14 protein-coding genes and 2 tRNA genes are annotated in these 15,152 nt (G+C 38.3%); 15 read left to right on the top strand and 1 reads right to left on the bottom strand.

All coding sequences use genetic code 11. The features are described 5' to 3' along the window. The first annotated feature begins 305 nt into the window (after nucleotides 1–305). From LI951_RS06595 to LI951_RS06535, 13 genes are all read left to right on the top strand, one after another. A complete protein-coding gene (locus LI951_RS06595) occupies nucleotides 306–1,475 on the top strand; it encodes an ABC transporter substrate-binding protein (RefSeq protein WP_229441641.1) in 1,170 nt (389 codons plus the stop codon). 195 nt (nucleotides 1,476–1,670) lie between these two features. After that, nucleotides 1,671–2,549 (top strand): branched-chain amino acid ABC transporter permease, encoded by an 879-nt coding sequence (locus tag LI951_RS06590; RefSeq protein ID WP_202067209.1) that lies wholly within the window; start codon nucleotides 1,671–1,673, stop codon nucleotides 2,547–2,549. Between the two features lie 9 nt (nucleotides 2,550–2,558). Further along, nucleotides 2,559–3,527 (top strand): branched-chain amino acid ABC transporter permease, encoded by a 969-nt coding sequence (locus LI951_RS06585; RefSeq protein ID WP_202067161.1) that lies wholly within the window; start codon nucleotides 2,559–2,561, stop codon nucleotides 3,525–3,527. Then, nucleotides 3,508–4,284, top strand: a complete 777-nt coding sequence (locus tag LI951_RS06580; protein WP_202067160.1) for an ABC transporter ATP-binding protein — start codon at nucleotides 3,508–3,510, stop codon at nucleotides 4,282–4,284. Before LI951_RS06585 ends, LI951_RS06580 begins: the two co-directional genes overlap by 20 nt. Further along, nucleotides 4,284–4,985: an ABC transporter ATP-binding protein gene (locus tag LI951_RS06575; RefSeq protein ID WP_202067159.1), complete on the top strand. Its 702-nt coding sequence runs from the start codon at nucleotides 4,284–4,286 to the stop codon at nucleotides 4,983–4,985. Before LI951_RS06580 ends, LI951_RS06575 begins: the two co-directional genes overlap by 1 nt. Nucleotides 4,986–4,988: 3 nt before the next feature. After that, nucleotides 4,989–5,645: a CBS domain-containing protein gene (locus tag LI951_RS06570; RefSeq protein WP_202067158.1), complete on the top strand. Its 657-nt coding sequence runs from the start codon at nucleotides 4,989–4,991 to the stop codon at nucleotides 5,643–5,645. Between the two features lie 314 nt (nucleotides 5,646–5,959). After that, a complete protein-coding gene (locus tag LI951_RS06565) occupies nucleotides 5,960–6,538 on the top strand; it encodes a hypothetical protein (protein WP_202067157.1) in 579 nt (192 codons plus the stop codon). A gap of 34 nt (nucleotides 6,539–6,572) precedes the next feature. Continuing rightward, nucleotides 6,573–7,220 carry a class D sortase gene (locus tag LI951_RS06560; protein WP_229441640.1) on the top strand — a complete coding sequence of 216 codons (648 nt, stop codon included), beginning with the start codon at nucleotides 6,573–6,575 and terminating at the stop codon, nucleotides 7,218–7,220. Nucleotides 7,221–7,239: 19 nt separating this feature from the next. Further along, nucleotides 7,240–8,094: a hypothetical protein gene (locus tag LI951_RS06555; RefSeq protein WP_229441639.1), complete on the top strand. Its 855-nt coding sequence runs from the start codon at nucleotides 7,240–7,242 to the stop codon at nucleotides 8,092–8,094. 78 nt (nucleotides 8,095–8,172) lie between these two features. Further along, on the top strand, nucleotides 8,173–8,406 hold the full coding sequence (locus LI951_RS06550) for a DUF2969 domain-containing protein (RefSeq protein WP_202067156.1): 234 nt from the start codon (nucleotides 8,173–8,175) through the stop codon (nucleotides 8,404–8,406). Between the two features lie 84 nt (nucleotides 8,407–8,490). Further along, nucleotides 8,491–8,571 (top strand) — tRNA-Tyr (locus LI951_RS06545). Between the two features lie 11 nt (nucleotides 8,572–8,582). Then, nucleotides 8,583–8,654 (top strand) — tRNA-Gln (locus LI951_RS06540). 93 nt (nucleotides 8,655–8,747) lie between these two features. After that, nucleotides 8,748–8,900, top strand: a complete 153-nt coding sequence (locus LI951_RS06535; RefSeq protein WP_202067155.1) for a hypothetical protein — start codon at nucleotides 8,748–8,750, stop codon at nucleotides 8,898–8,900. A gap of 169 nt (nucleotides 8,901–9,069) precedes the next feature. Here LI951_RS06535 and LI951_RS06530 read toward each other — a convergent pair whose 3' ends face one another. Next, on the bottom strand, nucleotides 9,070–9,675 hold the full coding sequence (locus LI951_RS06530) for a TetR/AcrR family transcriptional regulator (RefSeq protein ID WP_202067154.1): 606 nt from the start codon (nucleotides 9,673–9,675) through the stop codon (nucleotides 9,070–9,072). A 195-nt stretch (nucleotides 9,676–9,870) separates the two neighbouring features. Between LI951_RS06530 and LI951_RS06525 the strand changes: the two genes are divergently transcribed. Together LI951_RS06525 and LI951_RS06520 are read left to right on the top strand one after the other, a co-directional pair. Then, nucleotides 9,871–14,118: an acyl-CoA dehydratase activase-related protein gene (locus tag LI951_RS06525; RefSeq protein ID WP_202067206.1), complete on the top strand. Its 4,248-nt coding sequence runs from the start codon at nucleotides 9,871–9,873 to the stop codon at nucleotides 14,116–14,118. Between the two features lie 243 nt (nucleotides 14,119–14,361). Next, nucleotides 14,362–15,069 (top strand): GntR family transcriptional regulator, encoded by a 708-nt coding sequence (locus LI951_RS06520; protein WP_202067153.1) that lies wholly within the window; start codon nucleotides 14,362–14,364, stop codon nucleotides 15,067–15,069. Nucleotides 15,070–15,152: the final 83 nt, after the last annotated feature.

The following is a 15,152-nucleotide window of genomic DNA, read 5'->3' as shown; positions in this document are numbered from 1 at the left end:
TCAGGATGACTTTTTTCCTAATTGAACAAAGAAATCAGATAATCCAATGCTTTTTGAAGTAGGGAAAACCAAGAAGCAATCATTTTTCATCCCGCTATTATATGCCTGATTTTTCTTCCAAAATATGCATATAATATTTAAAAAAAGCAAGTTATTTTCTGCTCAGATTTTTCCATAGTTCCTTTAATAATTTGAATTATAGAAATTTTCTGAAAATTCGTTGACAAGAATCTTCTTTTTTATTATATTTGTATACATACTCTTTAATAATTATTATTTGCAGAGTGAAACGAGGGGGTAATCGGATGAAAAAATTTAGTTATTTATTTGCCAGCCTATTTTTACTGGCAGCATGCGGACCAGCTGCAACAAACGGCGGGGGAGACTCAGCCGGAAATACATCAGACGGTGATACAATTAAAATCGGGATGAACATGGAACTTTCCGGGGGAGTATCTGCTTACGGAAATGCCGAAAAAGAAGGCATTGAATTAGCAGTCGAAGAGATTAATGAAGCCGGCGGAGTACTAGGTAAGAAATTAGAATTAGTTTCAAAGGACAACAAATCAGAAAACAGTGAAGCAGCATCGGTTGCTTCCAATCTGACAAATGAAGACAAAGTCGTTGCAGTAGTTGGACCAGCAACATCAGGAGCGGTGAAAGCGACTATTCCAAATATGACAAAAGCGGGTGTACCGTTGATTACACCTTCAGGAACAGATGATAGTATTACAACTGCCAATGATACAGTGCAGGAATATGTATTCAGATCTTGTTTCCAGGATACATTCCAGGGGGTTATTTTAGCTAATTTTGCTCAAGATAATCTTGAAGCTGATAAAGTCGTGATTCTTGGAGATAAATCAAGTGATTATGCAATTGGCTTGGCTGATTCATTCAAAGATACTTATAAAGGCGAAATCGTGAGGGAAGAAAATTTTACTGCCGGAGATAAAGATTTTCAGGCATTATTGACTAAAATTAAAGCCCTTGATTATGATGTAATTTATGTTCCCGGCTACTATACTGAAGCTGGTTTGATTATCAAACAAGCTAGAGAAATGGGGATTGATAAACCAATTATTGGTGCAGATGGATTTGGCGACGAAAAACTGGTTGAAATTGCAGGAAGTCAGAACGTAAGTAATGTCTATTATACGGGTCACTTCTCTGAAAATGCACCGGCAACAGATAAAGTTACACCATTTGTTGAAGCATTTAAAGAAAAATACGGCAAACAACCTTCAGCATTTAATGCTCTTGCTTACGATTCAGTATACATGCTGAAGCAGGCAATGGAAGATCAGGATTCAGCGGACTCTGCAAGTATTACTAAAGGATTGTCTGAATTGAAAGATTTTGAAGGCGTAACTGGAATTATGACAATGGATAAAAACCATAACCCGGAAAAATCTGCGGTTGTACTTGGACTGACTGATGGAAAAGAAACATCGGCAGAGCCTGTTAATCCTTAATAATTTTAGAATGATGGGGACTGGGATTTGTTTGTATCCCAGTCTCTAAATATATTCTGAATTGAATAAACAACAGAATGAAGCTGAATTAATAAAAACAGTTTTGCTGGAGGAATTGACTCTTCATACTGTTCATAAAAAACAACTGCTTCTTTTGTTACTGAAAAACCAAAAACTGGATGTGATTAAATGGCAATAGAAATGCTGATTCAACAGCTAATAAACGGACTGTTTCTTGGCAGTATATATGCATTGTTGGCTTTAGGCTATACAATGGTTTACGGTATTATAAAATTAATTAATTTTGCCCATGGAGAAGTTTATATGCTGGGTGCATTTATGGGATATTTTTTTATTAACAGCTTTAATCTTGGATTTTTTCCGGCACTGATTCTATCAATGATCTGTGCAGCTGTGATTGGTGTAATCATTGAGTTTTTAGCTTATCGTCCTTTAAGGAAATCAACCAGAATCGCCGCATTAATCACTGCGATCGGTGTATCTTTCCTGCTTCAGAATGTGATGATTCAAATGGTTAAATCGGATCCTCGTGCTTTTCCTCAGGCAATTAAACTGGAAACATACAAAATCGGATTTATTGAAGTTTCCAATATTCAGTTGATTATCTTATTTACGTCTCTGTTCCTAATGATTTTGCTGCAGGTGATTGTTAAAAAGAGTAAGATGGGGAAAGCTATGCGTGCAGTGAGTGTAGATTCTGATGCTGCTCAACTGATGGGGATCAATGTTAATCGAACCATTTCATTTACCTTTGCTTTGGGTTCTGCTCTGGCAGCTGCAGCTGGTATGCTGATCGGGCTGTACTACAATTCCATTGATCCGATGATGGGGGTTGTTCCCGGACTGAAATCATTTGTAGCAGCAGTTGTCGGTGGAATTGGTATTATTCCCGGCGCGGCAATCGGTGGTTTCGTTATCGGCTTGCTGGAAACAGCGGCAGTGGCTTTTGGCTTCTCCGATTATAAAGATGCTGTTGTATATGCCTTGCTGATAGTTATTTTGCTGATTCGTCCTGCAGGTATATTAGGGAAAAATATTAAAGAGAAAGTGTAGGCGATATGCATGAAGAAAAATATGAAATATATCCTAATCTGGTCGCTGATTGCTTTAGCTGTTTATGGTGCAATTTATGCAGCTTATGTTCTTGGTGCGGTAAATCTGTATTTAGAAAATACGCTTATCACCATTGGAATGAATATAATTTTAGCTTTGGGATTAAATTTGATTATCGGGTTTTCCGGACAGTTTTCATTGGGACATGCCGGCTTTATGGCAATCGGTGCATATGCAACGGCAATTATGTCTGTAAAAAATCCTACTTTAGCCGGCTTTTTCACAGGTTTGCTTTTAGGTATCCTCCTTTCAGGGATAGTTGCGGTTGTGGTTGGTATTCCTACACTGCGATTGAAAGGAGATTATCTGGCTATTGCGACATTAGGTGTATCGGAAATTATTCGGATTGTCATTATTAATATGAGAGATATTACAAATGGACCGGCTGGAATTTTCGGTATTCCGCCATTCGTTAACTGGTCTATGGTTTTTGGTTTTGTTGTGGTAACTATTTTGATTGTTGTCAATTATATTCACAGCGGTTCCGGAAGAGCTACAATGGCTATTCGCGAAGATGAAATTGCTGCAGAATCAATGGGAGTTAATACAACAAAATATAAAGTTATTGCTTTCGTAGTTGGAGCGATGACTGCCAGTGTTGCCGGAGGAATTTATGCAAGTTATATCCAAACAATTGCACCAAAAGATTTTGGGTTTATGAAATCCATAGATATTCTGATTATCGTGGTATTTGGTGGAATTGGAAGTGTGACTGGAACCGTTATTGCTGCAATAGCATTAGGGGTTATGAATATGTATCTGCAAAACTTTGGGGAACTGCGTATGATTATTTATGCACTGGCGTTAATTATTATTATGATTTTCAAACCGGGCGGCTTATTGGGTACGTGGGAATTTTCAGTAAAACGCTTATTTAATAAAAAGGGGGACGATTCAAATGCCTCTATTGGAAGTTAAAAATCTGACTAAAAACTTTGGCGGTTTGGCGGCTGTTTCTGATGTAAATCTTTCTTTGGAAACCAACGAATTAATTGGACTTATTGGTCCGAATGGTGCCGGCAAAACAACGCTGTTCAATTTGCTAACAGGGGTTTATGAGCCAAGTGAAGGAACCGTTGAATTGTCTCTGCTGGGGAAAAAGCATATACTAAATGGGATGAAACCTTATAAAATTGCAGATATGGGACTTAGCAGAACTTTTCAGAATATTCGCCTGTTCAAAGAACTGACTGTGATGGATAATGTATTGATTGCAATGAACAGTAAAAATAAAGAAGGCATTTTTTCCAGTATTTTGCGCCTGCCGATGTTTTATAAAAAGGAAGAAGAGCTGGAGAAAAAAGTCAGAGAACTGCTTATGATTTTTGGACTGGAAAGGAAAGCAGATCATCTAGCTAAAAACCTTCCTTATGGAGAACAGCGCAGATTGGAAATCGTTCGTGCTTTAGCGACAAATCCGCAGGTTCTATTTCTGGATGAGCCGGCTGCTGGAATGAATCCACAGGAGACAGCTGAACTGACAGAACTGATTAGAAAAATACAAAAAGAGTTTCAAATTACAATTTTGCTGATTGAACATGATATGAGTCTGGTGATGGAAGTGTGTCAGAGAATTTATGTTCTTGAGTATGGACGGGTCATTGCTGAAGGAGAACCGGAAGAAATTCGGAATAACCCTCAGGTAATAGAAGCTTATCTTGGAGGTGAGCTGTAATGCTGTCGATTGAAAATTTATCTGTTCATTATGGTATGATTCAAGCAGTAAGAGAAGTCAGCTTTAATGTGGAGCAGGGAGAGATCGTTTCTCTGATTGGTGCAAACGGCGCTGGAAAAACGACAATTCTTCGAACGATTTCAGGACTGACCCGCTCATCAGGCGGGAAAATTCTTTTTGAAGGAAACGAGATACAAAAAATGGTACCGCAGAAAATTGTCGCCTCTGGATTATGTCAGGTGCCGGAAGGAAGACATGTATTTCCTGGATTGACTGTGCAGGAAAATCTTGAAATGGGTGCGTTTTTACGTAAATCAAATGAGTTTAAAAAAGAGTATGACATGATTTTCGATCGCTTCCCAATTTTGAAAGAAAGAAGAAATCAGGATGCAGCTACACTTTCAGGAGGCGAACAGCAGATGTTGGCAATGGGACGTGCTCTAATGTCAAAACCGAAACTGCTGCTGCTGGATGAACCATCAATGGGACTTGCACCGATTTTTATTCAGGAAATTTTTAACATCATTCAGGAAATCAATAAGCAGGGAACTACTGTTTTACTGATTGAACAAAATGCTAAAATGGCACTGTCAATCGCTGATCGAGGGTATGTACTTGAAACCGGAAAGATTGTTTTAAGCGGAACTGGGAAAGAACTGATTGATGATGAAGAAGTGAAAAAAGCATATTTAGGAGGCTAATTAATGAGTATAAGAGATTTTATGACGAAAAATCTGATCGTTGTACAGCCTGATGTGAAAATTTTTGATGCTGTAGATTTGATGAAGAAAAACGATATTCACCGACTGCCGGTTGTTAAGAATGAACGATTGGTGGGACTGCTGACAGAAGGAACAATTCAGTCGGCAATGCCCTCTCAGGCAACCAGCCTGAGCGTGTATGAGGTAAACTATCTTTTAAACAAAACAACAGTTGCTGATATTATGATTAAAGATGTTCTGACTGTTGATCCTGATGCTTTACTTGAAGATGGTATTTATCAAATGAGAGTCAACAATATAGGTGTATTGCCTGTTGTTGATAAAAATAATGATTTGGTTGGTATTATTACAAACAATGATATTTTTGATGCTTTCCTAAAAATAACAGGTTATAATGATGGGGGAACAAGAATTCAGATTCGTATTCCTGAGGATCATAAAGGAATTCTTGCACGAATGACAGAACTTCTTGCGGAAAATGATTTCAGTATTATGACGGTAGTAGTAAATCGTAAAGAGCTGGAGACGATTATTGAAATGCAGGTAGAAAGTCGGGAAACTGAGAAAATTCAACGTATTTTAACAGATGCCGGATACGATGTTTTTGAAGTAGCCCTTGTTACCAAAAAGAATGTCTAGAATATTTTTCTAATTGAAGTCTTTGAAAAGCATTGACTAATAAATATCCATATGATAACTTTAATTTAGAATTTCATTAATTGTAGTGAGTAAACGCATTATCGAATGAAGAGAAATTTCCATTTCAGACCTTACCAGGGCTTTGGAAATTTCACTTTTTTCTTAAAAAACATTCGGATATCAGTAAATAGTCTTTTTTTGTGTAAGGGGAGAATATGTTACTCACCCCGTTGTTTGTTGGTATAATTAATTCTGGCTAACTGCAAAGTTTGCCGGTAATTTTTTATAAATAATTAAAGATAGGAGGAGATTACATGAAAAAAATCTTGGGATTATTAGTTGTAGTTTTTGTTGCTCTAGGCTTGGCTATGCCAGCTTCAGCAGATGGCGCGATTGCAGCCAATGAGCAAAAAATCCTAAATGAGTTGAATGCAGGTGCAACGATTGGCGGAAAGAAATTCTACTTTGAAGCAGCAGAAATTAATGCTGCTGAGAATCATTTGAAACGTGTAGCATTAACAGATGCACAGGTTGAAGAAGTTCTTACAAACATTCGTGCAGCTGTTGCTTTAGTTGGAGCTCAAAATGTAGATACAACAAATGCAACAACTCTGGGAGATGCATTACGCTTGTTGCCGACAAGTGTACTTGATCAGCTGAAGAACTATGTTATTGCTGCTGGTAATGCAGTAGGTGTGAAAATCACTTTCGGCAGCGGAGGTTCTTATACCGCTGTTACTGTAACAGATGCTGCTGGAAATCCAGTATACAGCTCTGGCAGTGCGGTTAAAAACACTGGAAACAGCTATGTTCTTAGCGGAATCACTTTTGGTTCTTTACTGGCAGCTGCTGCAGGTGCGGCATTTGTAAGTAGAAAACGTAAACTTGCGTAAAAAAACGTTCAAAAGGGTGGGGGCATATTTTTATGTGCCCTTTCTCTTTATGATTTTTGGCTATCTTATCATTTATATTATCGGTGCACCTGTCATTAATTTTGCTTCATCAGCTGTTGAGTTGATTTTATTAAGCGATGCTCCGGATTTTGAAAGTGAAAAAAATAATCTTTTTGCTGAAGCTGAGCAGACTGAAAAAGAACAGTCTATTAATTCTGAAGGAAAATTAGCCTCATCGACATTGATTTATCCGGATGGAGGAGATCAGTTCGGCAAGGTGATTATTGATAAAGTTGGAATTAATGAACCTTTATTTTATGGAGATAGCGAAGATATTTTAAGCCTGGGCGCTGGTCAATATATTGGGAGTATGATCCCGGGAGATATTGGGACAACATTGATTGGTGGGCATAACGCACCTTCTTTTGGTAAGATTTACTATTTGGAGCCGGGTGATTCAATTTCCATCAGTACACATTATGGAGATTATACTTATCAGGTTACAGAAAAGAAGATTGCACATTATACAGACCCGGTTATTAAAGAAAGACTTGGAGATAAAACAAAGCATTCTCTGATTTTATATACTTGTTACCCGCTGGATGCCATAGGGTTAACGCCGGAACGGGTGTTTGTTTTTGCAGACTATGTTTCGGGACCGTTAATAGATGGGGATGTCTAAAATGAGGAGCGAAGTAGAAATGCAACACTCAACACCATTAAGTAAAACGATTGCAAGACAATTTCTGGCTTTTCTTTCAATGGTATTTTTATTTGGTTTTCTGATTCTGCTAAGTCTGTACCTCACACTTTTTAGTGGAAAATATTTGGAAAGGCAAGCGGAGAAATCAGATTATTACACCAATTTATCTGAAGAAATTAATAAGCAGATAGAAAATACCGCATTAGGCAGCAATATTCCGGCCGGAGTTTTAGAAATAGCGGTGACAGAAGCTTTTGTAAAGGAAGATGTAAAGTCTTATCTCACTGCAATGTATAACAGAGGAAAAGATTTTGAACTAAAAAATCAGAAAAATGTCCATAATTCTGTAACTGAGAAAATCAAGAGATATGCAACGGATAAGGGTATAGATGTTACTAAGGATACGGAAAATTCAATCCTTCTTTTGGCTGATCGCTCTGTTGAAATATATGATGGGTATATTGAGCTGCCTTTTCTGGTTTCTTTTACAAATCGAATGATTGGTTATAAATCAAAGCTTTTATTATTCATGATTGTTTGCGGTATTCTTTGGGCAATCTTAAGTGCTGTTCTTTTCAGCTCATTAAGAGGATATTTTCACCGACTGGTGAGATTTTGGGGCTATATTTTTACAGGCGGCGGTTTGATGATGATCGTTCTGCCGGCATTTTTCCTGCTGACAGGCGTATTGAAGCGTCTGGGAATACAATCTAAAGCAATGTATGGATTTGTACAAACTTATTTAGCCAGCTTTCTTCAAATGTTTATTGTAATGGGGATTATATCCGTTGCCATCGGCGTATTCTTTGCCCTTTTCAGTGAATTTCAAAGAAAACGAATGCTTAGGCAATAAGTGTAAAAGTGTCTATTTGAAAAGAAATAGATGCTTTTTTTTCTGATTATGGTATGATTTATTTCGGGAGGGATAAGAATGTCAAAAAAGAATAAAGATATAGAGGTAAGAATTGAGGAAGAAAAACAAACGCTTGCCGGCGTACAGATAACTGTAACAAAGTTATTAATCGGAAAGAAAGAAATCGGACGGATTATTCCAAAAGATGAAAAGCGTTTTACGATTGAAATGAATGGCGGTACACAGGCAACAGTTAAGACAGTTGATGAAGGAATTGAGAGCATTATTCGTCAATGGAATCTTGCGGAATAAATGCTGAAAAAAATTATAAATAACACTTGCATTTACAGATGAAATTATGTATTATGAATAAGTCAGGTTTTTAAGAAACCTTTTGGAGGAGTAGCGAAGTGGCTAAACGCGACGGACTGTAAATCCGTTCCTTAGGGTTCAGTGGTTCGAATCCACTCTCCTCCATTTTTTATTTTTGGGGTATAGCCAAGCGGTAAGGCAACGGACTTTGACTCCGTCACTCGTTGGTTCGAATCCAGCTACCCCAGTCTTTGGAGCTGCTCATAATTCTTGAGCAGCTCTGTTTTTTATTCTATAATGAAAGTGTATAAGTTGATGAACAGGTAAAGGAGAGTAAACAGATGAATCTTAAAGAAAAAATTACAGATACAGCTGAAAGATTGTATGATTTAAGCAAACAAAAAAAGTATCAGATAAAAGCTGGTTTTCCCGGTAAAATAACTTCGGACAGAAAAACAGCCCATAACAAAAAATGGCGGGCTAAAAACAGATAAGAGCCATTAATTCTTCTGATACAACAAAAGAAGCAAGTACCTTCACCTGATCCGCAGGAAGGAGGCTTGCTTCTTTTGTTTGATATAAGTAGAAGAGAATTGTAATTTTATACTGAAGTCATTACAGAACTTCAACCAACTTTTTTTCAAAGAACAGCAATCTAACCTCTTACTTCTCAATCTCTATCCCTAAAACGGTCAGATGTCCATTGCCAACTAATTTAATCACCAAACGTGCCAGATGGTTTGGCGTCATATCTGTTTCACTGCTGACCCACCAGTGAAGTGTTCCTACAAATATGGATGTCATATATTCAATGATGAAATCAACAGGAACTTCAATATCATTTTCGGTGATTTTTAACTGTGAAAAAATACAGGAATATTTTTCATAGAGAATATCAGCCAGCTTTCTTCTCAACACTTCATTAGAGCTGCCATCCATAATTGTCAGAAAGAAATTCTTATTTTTATGAATATTGTTATAAATTCTTGTTAACAGCAATTCAATTTTTTTTACTTCCAATTTGTTCTGTTGAATAGTGGTATCTGCATCAAGAACGGAGGTAAACGCCTGAACAGCAAAATCAAAAATCTGCTCGTAAAGATCCTGCTTATCTTTAAAGTGTGCATAAAAGGTGGCTCTGTTAATCATTGCCCGGTCGGCAATTTCCTGAATCGTGATTGCATCCAAGCTTTTCTCTTCAACTAAATGAAAAAAAGCTTCAATAATCATCTTGTGAGTTCTCATTACTCGAAGATCTTTTTTTTTCATTGCAAAAATTCCTTTCAAAAAGACAACATTACATCCAACTTTGTTGTTTATCTCACAAAAACCAACATTTTGCTTATTGCAAAAAAAAGCAATCATTTCTAAAATAGACATAAGTATTATATCAGACAACACGTAAGTTAATCAACAAACTGTTGCTTATTGTGATTTTTTTCTCTTGGAAGGAGTGGTTGCATGATAAAATTAAGAGCAGGAATCGATGTGGGATCAACCACTGTTAAATTAGTTATTATTGATGGTGAAAATCAAACAAAATTTGCGAAATATGAACGGCATTATTCAGATGTAAAAGCTGCAACGGAACGTGTATTAAGCGACGCTCGGGAAATTTTAGGCGGAGAACAGCCAATAAGCATGATGATTACAGGATCAGGCGGGATGGGTTTGGCAGATGTGCTGGAAATTCCTTTTGTACAGGAAGTAATTGCTTGCACAAAGACGGTTGAAGAAATTATACCTGAAACGGATGTAGCGATAGAGCTTGGTGGGGAAGATGCTAAAATTACCTTTTTTGAGGGTGCTTTGGAGCAGCGCATGAATGGAAGCTGTGCAGGCGGAACGGGAGCCTTTATTGATCAAATGGCAGTATTGCTGAAAACGGATGCCAACGGTGTCAATGAACTGGCTAAGGATTATCAGACTATTTATCCGATTGCTTCCCGATGTGGTGTTTTTGCCAAGACAGATGTTCAGCCGCTAATCAATGAAGGGGCTGCAAAAGAAGATATCGCTGCAAGTATTTTTCAGGCAGTTGTGAATCAGACGATCGCCGGTTTAGCAGCAGGTCGAAAAATAAAAGGGAAGATTGCTTTTCTTGGTGGACCTTTGTTCTTTATGTCTGAACTGCGTAGAAGATTTATTGAAACATTGGATATTAAGCCGGAAGATGTAATTTTTCCTGAACATCCACAGTTATTTGTTGCAATGGGAGCAGCGATTTATTCACAGGAAGTTGAACCGACGCAGCTGAATCGGCTGATTGAAAGACTGACAGGCGGTGATAAAGATCAGCTGAAGCCTACAGATACTTTGGAGCCGTTGTTTAAAGATGAAGAGGATCTGAGAAAATTCAGGAAACGTCACAGTCAGTCGAATACGGTGGAAAAAGTGCTGTCCAAGCACAAAGGGGCAGCTTTTCTGGGGTTGGATGCCGGCTCCACAACAACTAAAGTTACCTTAATTGACGAGGAAGGTAATTTACTTTTTTCTTATTATGGCAATAATCAGGGACAGCCGTTGGAAACAACAATGACTGTTTTGAAGGATCTTTATGCTCAACTGCCGGAAGGAGCGTTTATTGGCAAGGCTGCAGTTACAGGGTACGGTGAACATCTGATAAAAAATGCCCTGAAAGTAGATATTGGCGAAGTAGAGACAATGGCTCACTACAAAGCGGCAGAGCATTTTCAACCCGGTGTTGACTTTATTTTAGATATTGGCGGTCAGGATATGAAAGCGATGACGATAAAAGAAGGTGTTCTGTCTTCTATTCAACTGAATGAAGCTTGTTCTTCCGGATGCGGTTCATTTATCGAAACTTTTGCGAAATCACTGAATTACAATGTGAAAGATTTTGCTTTGGCAGCATTGGAGTCAAAAGGGCCTGTTGATTTAGGTTCTCGCTGTACTGTCTTTATGAATTCCAAAGTGAAGCAGGTGCAAAAAGAAGGTGCCTCTATTGGAGATATTTCAGCAGGGCTCTCCTATTCTGTTATCAAAAATGCCATTTACAAAGTAATTAAAGTGAGAAGACCTGAAGAACTTGGGAAAAAGATTGTTTGTCAGGGAGGAACCTTTTACAATGAAGCTGTTTTAAGGGCTTTTGAAATGATCAGCGGTCGTGAAGTTATACGTCCTTCCATATCTGGATTGATGGGGGCATACGGTGCCGCATTAATTGCACTGGAGAACTATGAACTCGGGGATGAAACAACTCTGCTATCACAAGAAGAAATGGAAACTTTTACTGCAGATAAAGAATTTACGAATTGTGGTCTCTGTGAAAACAATTGTATGATGACTGTGACTATTTTCTCAGATGGCCGCAAGTTTATCACAGGTAATCGCTGTGAACGAGGAGCAAGGATTAAAGTAAAACGTGAAGACCGAAAAGTAAATTTAATCGATTATAAATATCGCAGACTGTTCAAGTATCGTCCTCTGAAAGAAAAAGATGCTGTCAGAGGAACTGTCGGTATTCCACGTGTGTTGAATATGTATGAAAATTATCCTTTGTGGTTTACTTTCTTTAATGATTTAGGATTTAGAGTGGAGTTGTCTCCACGATCCAGCAAGGAATTATATGAACAGGGAATGGAAAGCATCCCAAGTGATACGGCTTGCTATCCGGCTAAAATAACTCACGGGCACATTCAGGCGATGATCGATAAAGGAATTCGAATGATTTTTTATCCAGGAGTGATTTTTGAACGTCAGGAAGACCTGAAAGCGGATAATCATTTTAATTGTCCCATTGTACAAAGTTATCCGGATGTTATCAGAAATAATGTGGATGATATTCGTGATGGAAAAGTGGATTATCGGAATCCTTATATAAATTTGGCAAACGAAGCCTCAGTGGCAGAGGTGCTGGCAGCAGCATTTGAAGATCTGGACATTACAAAGGAAGAAATTACAGCAGCTCTTCATCACGGGTATAAAGAATTGGAGCAGTTTAAAGAAGATGTCCGTAATAAAGGCGAGGAAACACTGTTAATGTTAAATCAAAAAGGGCAGAAAGGGATTGTACTGTCAGGAAGACCGTATCATCTAGATCCTGAAATCAATCATGGTATTGCTGATGTGATTACCCAGGAAGGCTTCCATGTGTTAACAGAGGACAGCATTTCTCATTTGGGTGATATTGGAAATTTAAGAGTGGTCAATCAATGGGTTTACCATTCCAGACTATATGCTGCAGCCAAGGTTGTTGCAAAATCTAAAAATCTTGAGCTGGTTCAGTTGAATTCCTTCGGCTGTGGACTGGACGCTGTGACGACCGATCAGGTGGAAGAAATTATGGAGCAGCATGGCAAAATTTATACAGTGCTTAAAATTGATGAAGGATCAAATCTGGGAGCTATTCGAATTCGGCTGCGCTCATTGAAAGCTGCTGTAGGAGAAAGAGACAAACGTGGGTTTGAACCTCAACAACGTGAAGAAAGTCAGGAGAAAATCATCTTTACGAAGCAAATGAAGAAGAATCATACACTGCTTTTGCCGATGCTTAGTCCTATTCATCAAAATGGACTTGTGGATGTGGCGTTGAAAGCTTCTGGATATAATGTGGTCTGTCTTCCCTCTGAAGATAATGAAGCAATTAATGTTGGACTGAAATATGTTAACAATGATTCTTGTTATCCTGCAATTATTTCAATTGGTCAGCTAGTAGAGGCTCTGCAGAGTGGAGACTATGATATTAACAATGTCAGTGTGATGATGACGCAGACCGGCGGCGGGTGCCGGGCTACCAATTATATTCCGTTGCTGAGAAAAGCATTGAATGATGCAGGCTTTTCACAGGTTCCTGTGGTATCTATTTCAATGGGGAATAAAGGTGTTGAATCAAATCCAGGCTTTAAATTTACTTTACCTATGCTAAAACGAGTGGCTGTTTCTTTCCTGTACGGTGATTTATTTGAACGTGTGGTTTACCGAACACGTCCTTATGAGGTTGAGCCGGGTATGATTGACCGCATGCATGAGGAATGGTTGAAGAAAATCGAGAAAAATGTTCGAAATGGTTCACTGACTCAGTTTAATCGAAATATGAAGAAAATTATTCAGGATTTTGACACTGTTCCTTTGCTGGATATCGAAAAGCCTAAAGTAGGAGTTGTTGGAGAAATACTGGTTAAGTATTCTCCAACTGCAAATAACGATATCGTCCGACTTTTAGAAGCAGAAGGTGCAGAGGCTGTTGTACCAGATATCGTTGGGTTTATGAATTATTCACTCTATAATCAGATTTTTAAATATGAGAATCTGGGAATGTCGAAAAGGAGTAAAATGATTGCAGAATTTGCGATTAAGATGATTGAATTAGTAGAAAAACCAATGGACAAAGCTCTGAGAAATTCTCATAGATTTGAAGGGATTGCTTCAATCTATGAATTAGCTGAAGATGCAGGTAAGGTGCTGTCAATCGGTAACCATACAGGAGAGGGCTGGTTCCTGACAGGGGAAATGATCGAATTACTGAAAGAAGGAGTAAACAATATTGTTTGCATGCAGCCGTTTGGCTGCCTGCCAAATCATGTGGTTGGGAAGGGAGTTATCAAAGAGCTTAGATACCAGTATCCAAAAGCAAATATCGCTGCCATTGATTATGATCCAGGCGTCTCACTGGTAAATCAGTTGAACCGTATCCGATTGATGATGGCAACAGCTCACAAGATGTTGAAAGAAGAGAAGAGCCATTTATAATATGAGCGTGTGCGCATCGCAGAGTTCGGGATAAACATTCATAAGCGTTTGTCCCGCCGTTTATTCGGGGGTAGATACGAAGAGAGTTTGGAACTTTTTTCTGTCCCACTCTCTGTTTTCTTATTATTCAGTTATACCAAATAAGCGTATTAAGGATAAAAATGCCTTTATATTAAAAATCTGGTTGTTTATTAGGTATATACCAGTTATACTTGGAATATAAGAATAAGAGGGGGAGATCGCATGAGTTCTTCTTTACCAATCTATTTGCAGATACACGATAAGCTAAAAGAAGATATAGAAAAGGGTCGCTGGGCAATTGGAGATCGTCTGCCGTCTGAACGTGAGCTGGCAGTACATTTTAATGTAAGCAGAATGACACTCCGTCAGGCAATTCAAACGCTGGCTGATGAAGGGATATTGGAAAGAAAAATTGGTTCCGGAACATATGTAGCCAGGAAAAAAGTACAGGAAAAAATGATTGGGACAACTAGTTTTACCCAAATTATGGTTTCTCAAAATCGAACACCTTCAAGCAAAACGGTGTCTTATTTTATTGCCAAACCAAACTCCAGTGAGCAGGCTAAACTACAGCTTTCAGAAGAGGATTCCATTTTGAGGATGGAGCGAATTCGCTATGCTGATGGCATACCTATCTGTTTTGAGGTAGCAAGTATTCCTTATTTCCTTGTAGAAAAGTACAGCAAATCTGAAATTAGTACTTCGTTGTATCAGATGCTGGAAGAAAAAGGCGGGTATAAGATTGGTCATGCCAATCAGACCATTTCAGCTATGCTGGCATCTGAGCAGATTTCCGAGTACTTGGAAATCAAACGTGGAGATGCTATTTTAAGACTGCGGCAGATCTCTTATCTGGAGGATGGCCGCCCATTTGAATATGTACGTACACAATATGCCGGAAACCGCTTTGAATTTTATCTGGAAAAATAAATAGGTCAGAAGGGAAAAGTTATATTTGTAAGCCCCCTGTTAAGCTGATCATGAGCTGCAGATTCATGCTCCTTCGTTTTTGC

It is taken from the genome of Enterococcus sp. BWT-B8, assembly GCF_020567625.1.
Classification (GTDB): Bacteria; Bacillota; Bacilli; order Lactobacillales; family Enterococcaceae; genus Enterococcus_L.
The sequence above is the reverse complement of the archived record's forward strand: the minus strand, read 5'-3'. Positions and strand labels throughout refer to the sequence as shown.

Bases quoted from the DNA above. Each gene is read 5' to 3' on its own strand.
- LI951_RS06565 (WP_202067157.1), top strand. From the start codon at position 5,960: ATGAAAAAAATCTTGGGATTATTAGTTGTAGTTTTTGTTGCTCTAGGC.
- LI951_RS06580 (WP_202067160.1), top strand. From the start codon at position 3,508: ATGCCTCTATTGGAAGTTAAAAATCTGACTAAAAACTTTGGCGGTTTG.
- LI951_RS06530 (WP_202067154.1), bottom strand. From the start codon at position 9,675: ATGAAAAAAAAAGATCTTCGAGTAATGAGAACTCACAAGATGATTATT.
- LI951_RS06570 (WP_202067158.1), top strand. From the start codon at position 4,989: ATGAGTATAAGAGATTTTATGACGAAAAATCTGATCGTTGTACAGCCT.
- LI951_RS06535 (WP_202067155.1), top strand. From the start codon at position 8,748: ATGAATCTTAAAGAAAAAATTACAGATACAGCTGAAAGATTGTATGAT.
- LI951_RS06575 (WP_202067159.1), top strand. From the start codon at position 4,284: ATGCTGTCGATTGAAAATTTATCTGTTCATTATGGTATGATTCAAGCA.
- LI951_RS06595 (WP_229441641.1), top strand. From the start codon at position 306: ATGAAAAAATTTAGTTATTTATTTGCCAGCCTATTTTTACTGGCAGCA.
- LI951_RS06550 (WP_202067156.1), top strand. From the start codon at position 8,173: ATGTCAAAAAAGAATAAAGATATAGAGGTAAGAATTGAGGAAGAAAAA.
- LI951_RS06555 (WP_229441639.1), top strand. From the start codon at position 7,240: ATGCAACACTCAACACCATTAAGTAAAACGATTGCAAGACAATTTCTG.
- LI951_RS06520 (WP_202067153.1), top strand. From the start codon at position 14,362: ATGAGTTCTTCTTTACCAATCTATTTGCAGATACACGATAAGCTAAAA.
- LI951_RS06585 (WP_202067161.1), top strand. From the start codon at position 2,559: ATGAAGAAAAATATGAAATATATCCTAATCTGGTCGCTGATTGCTTTA.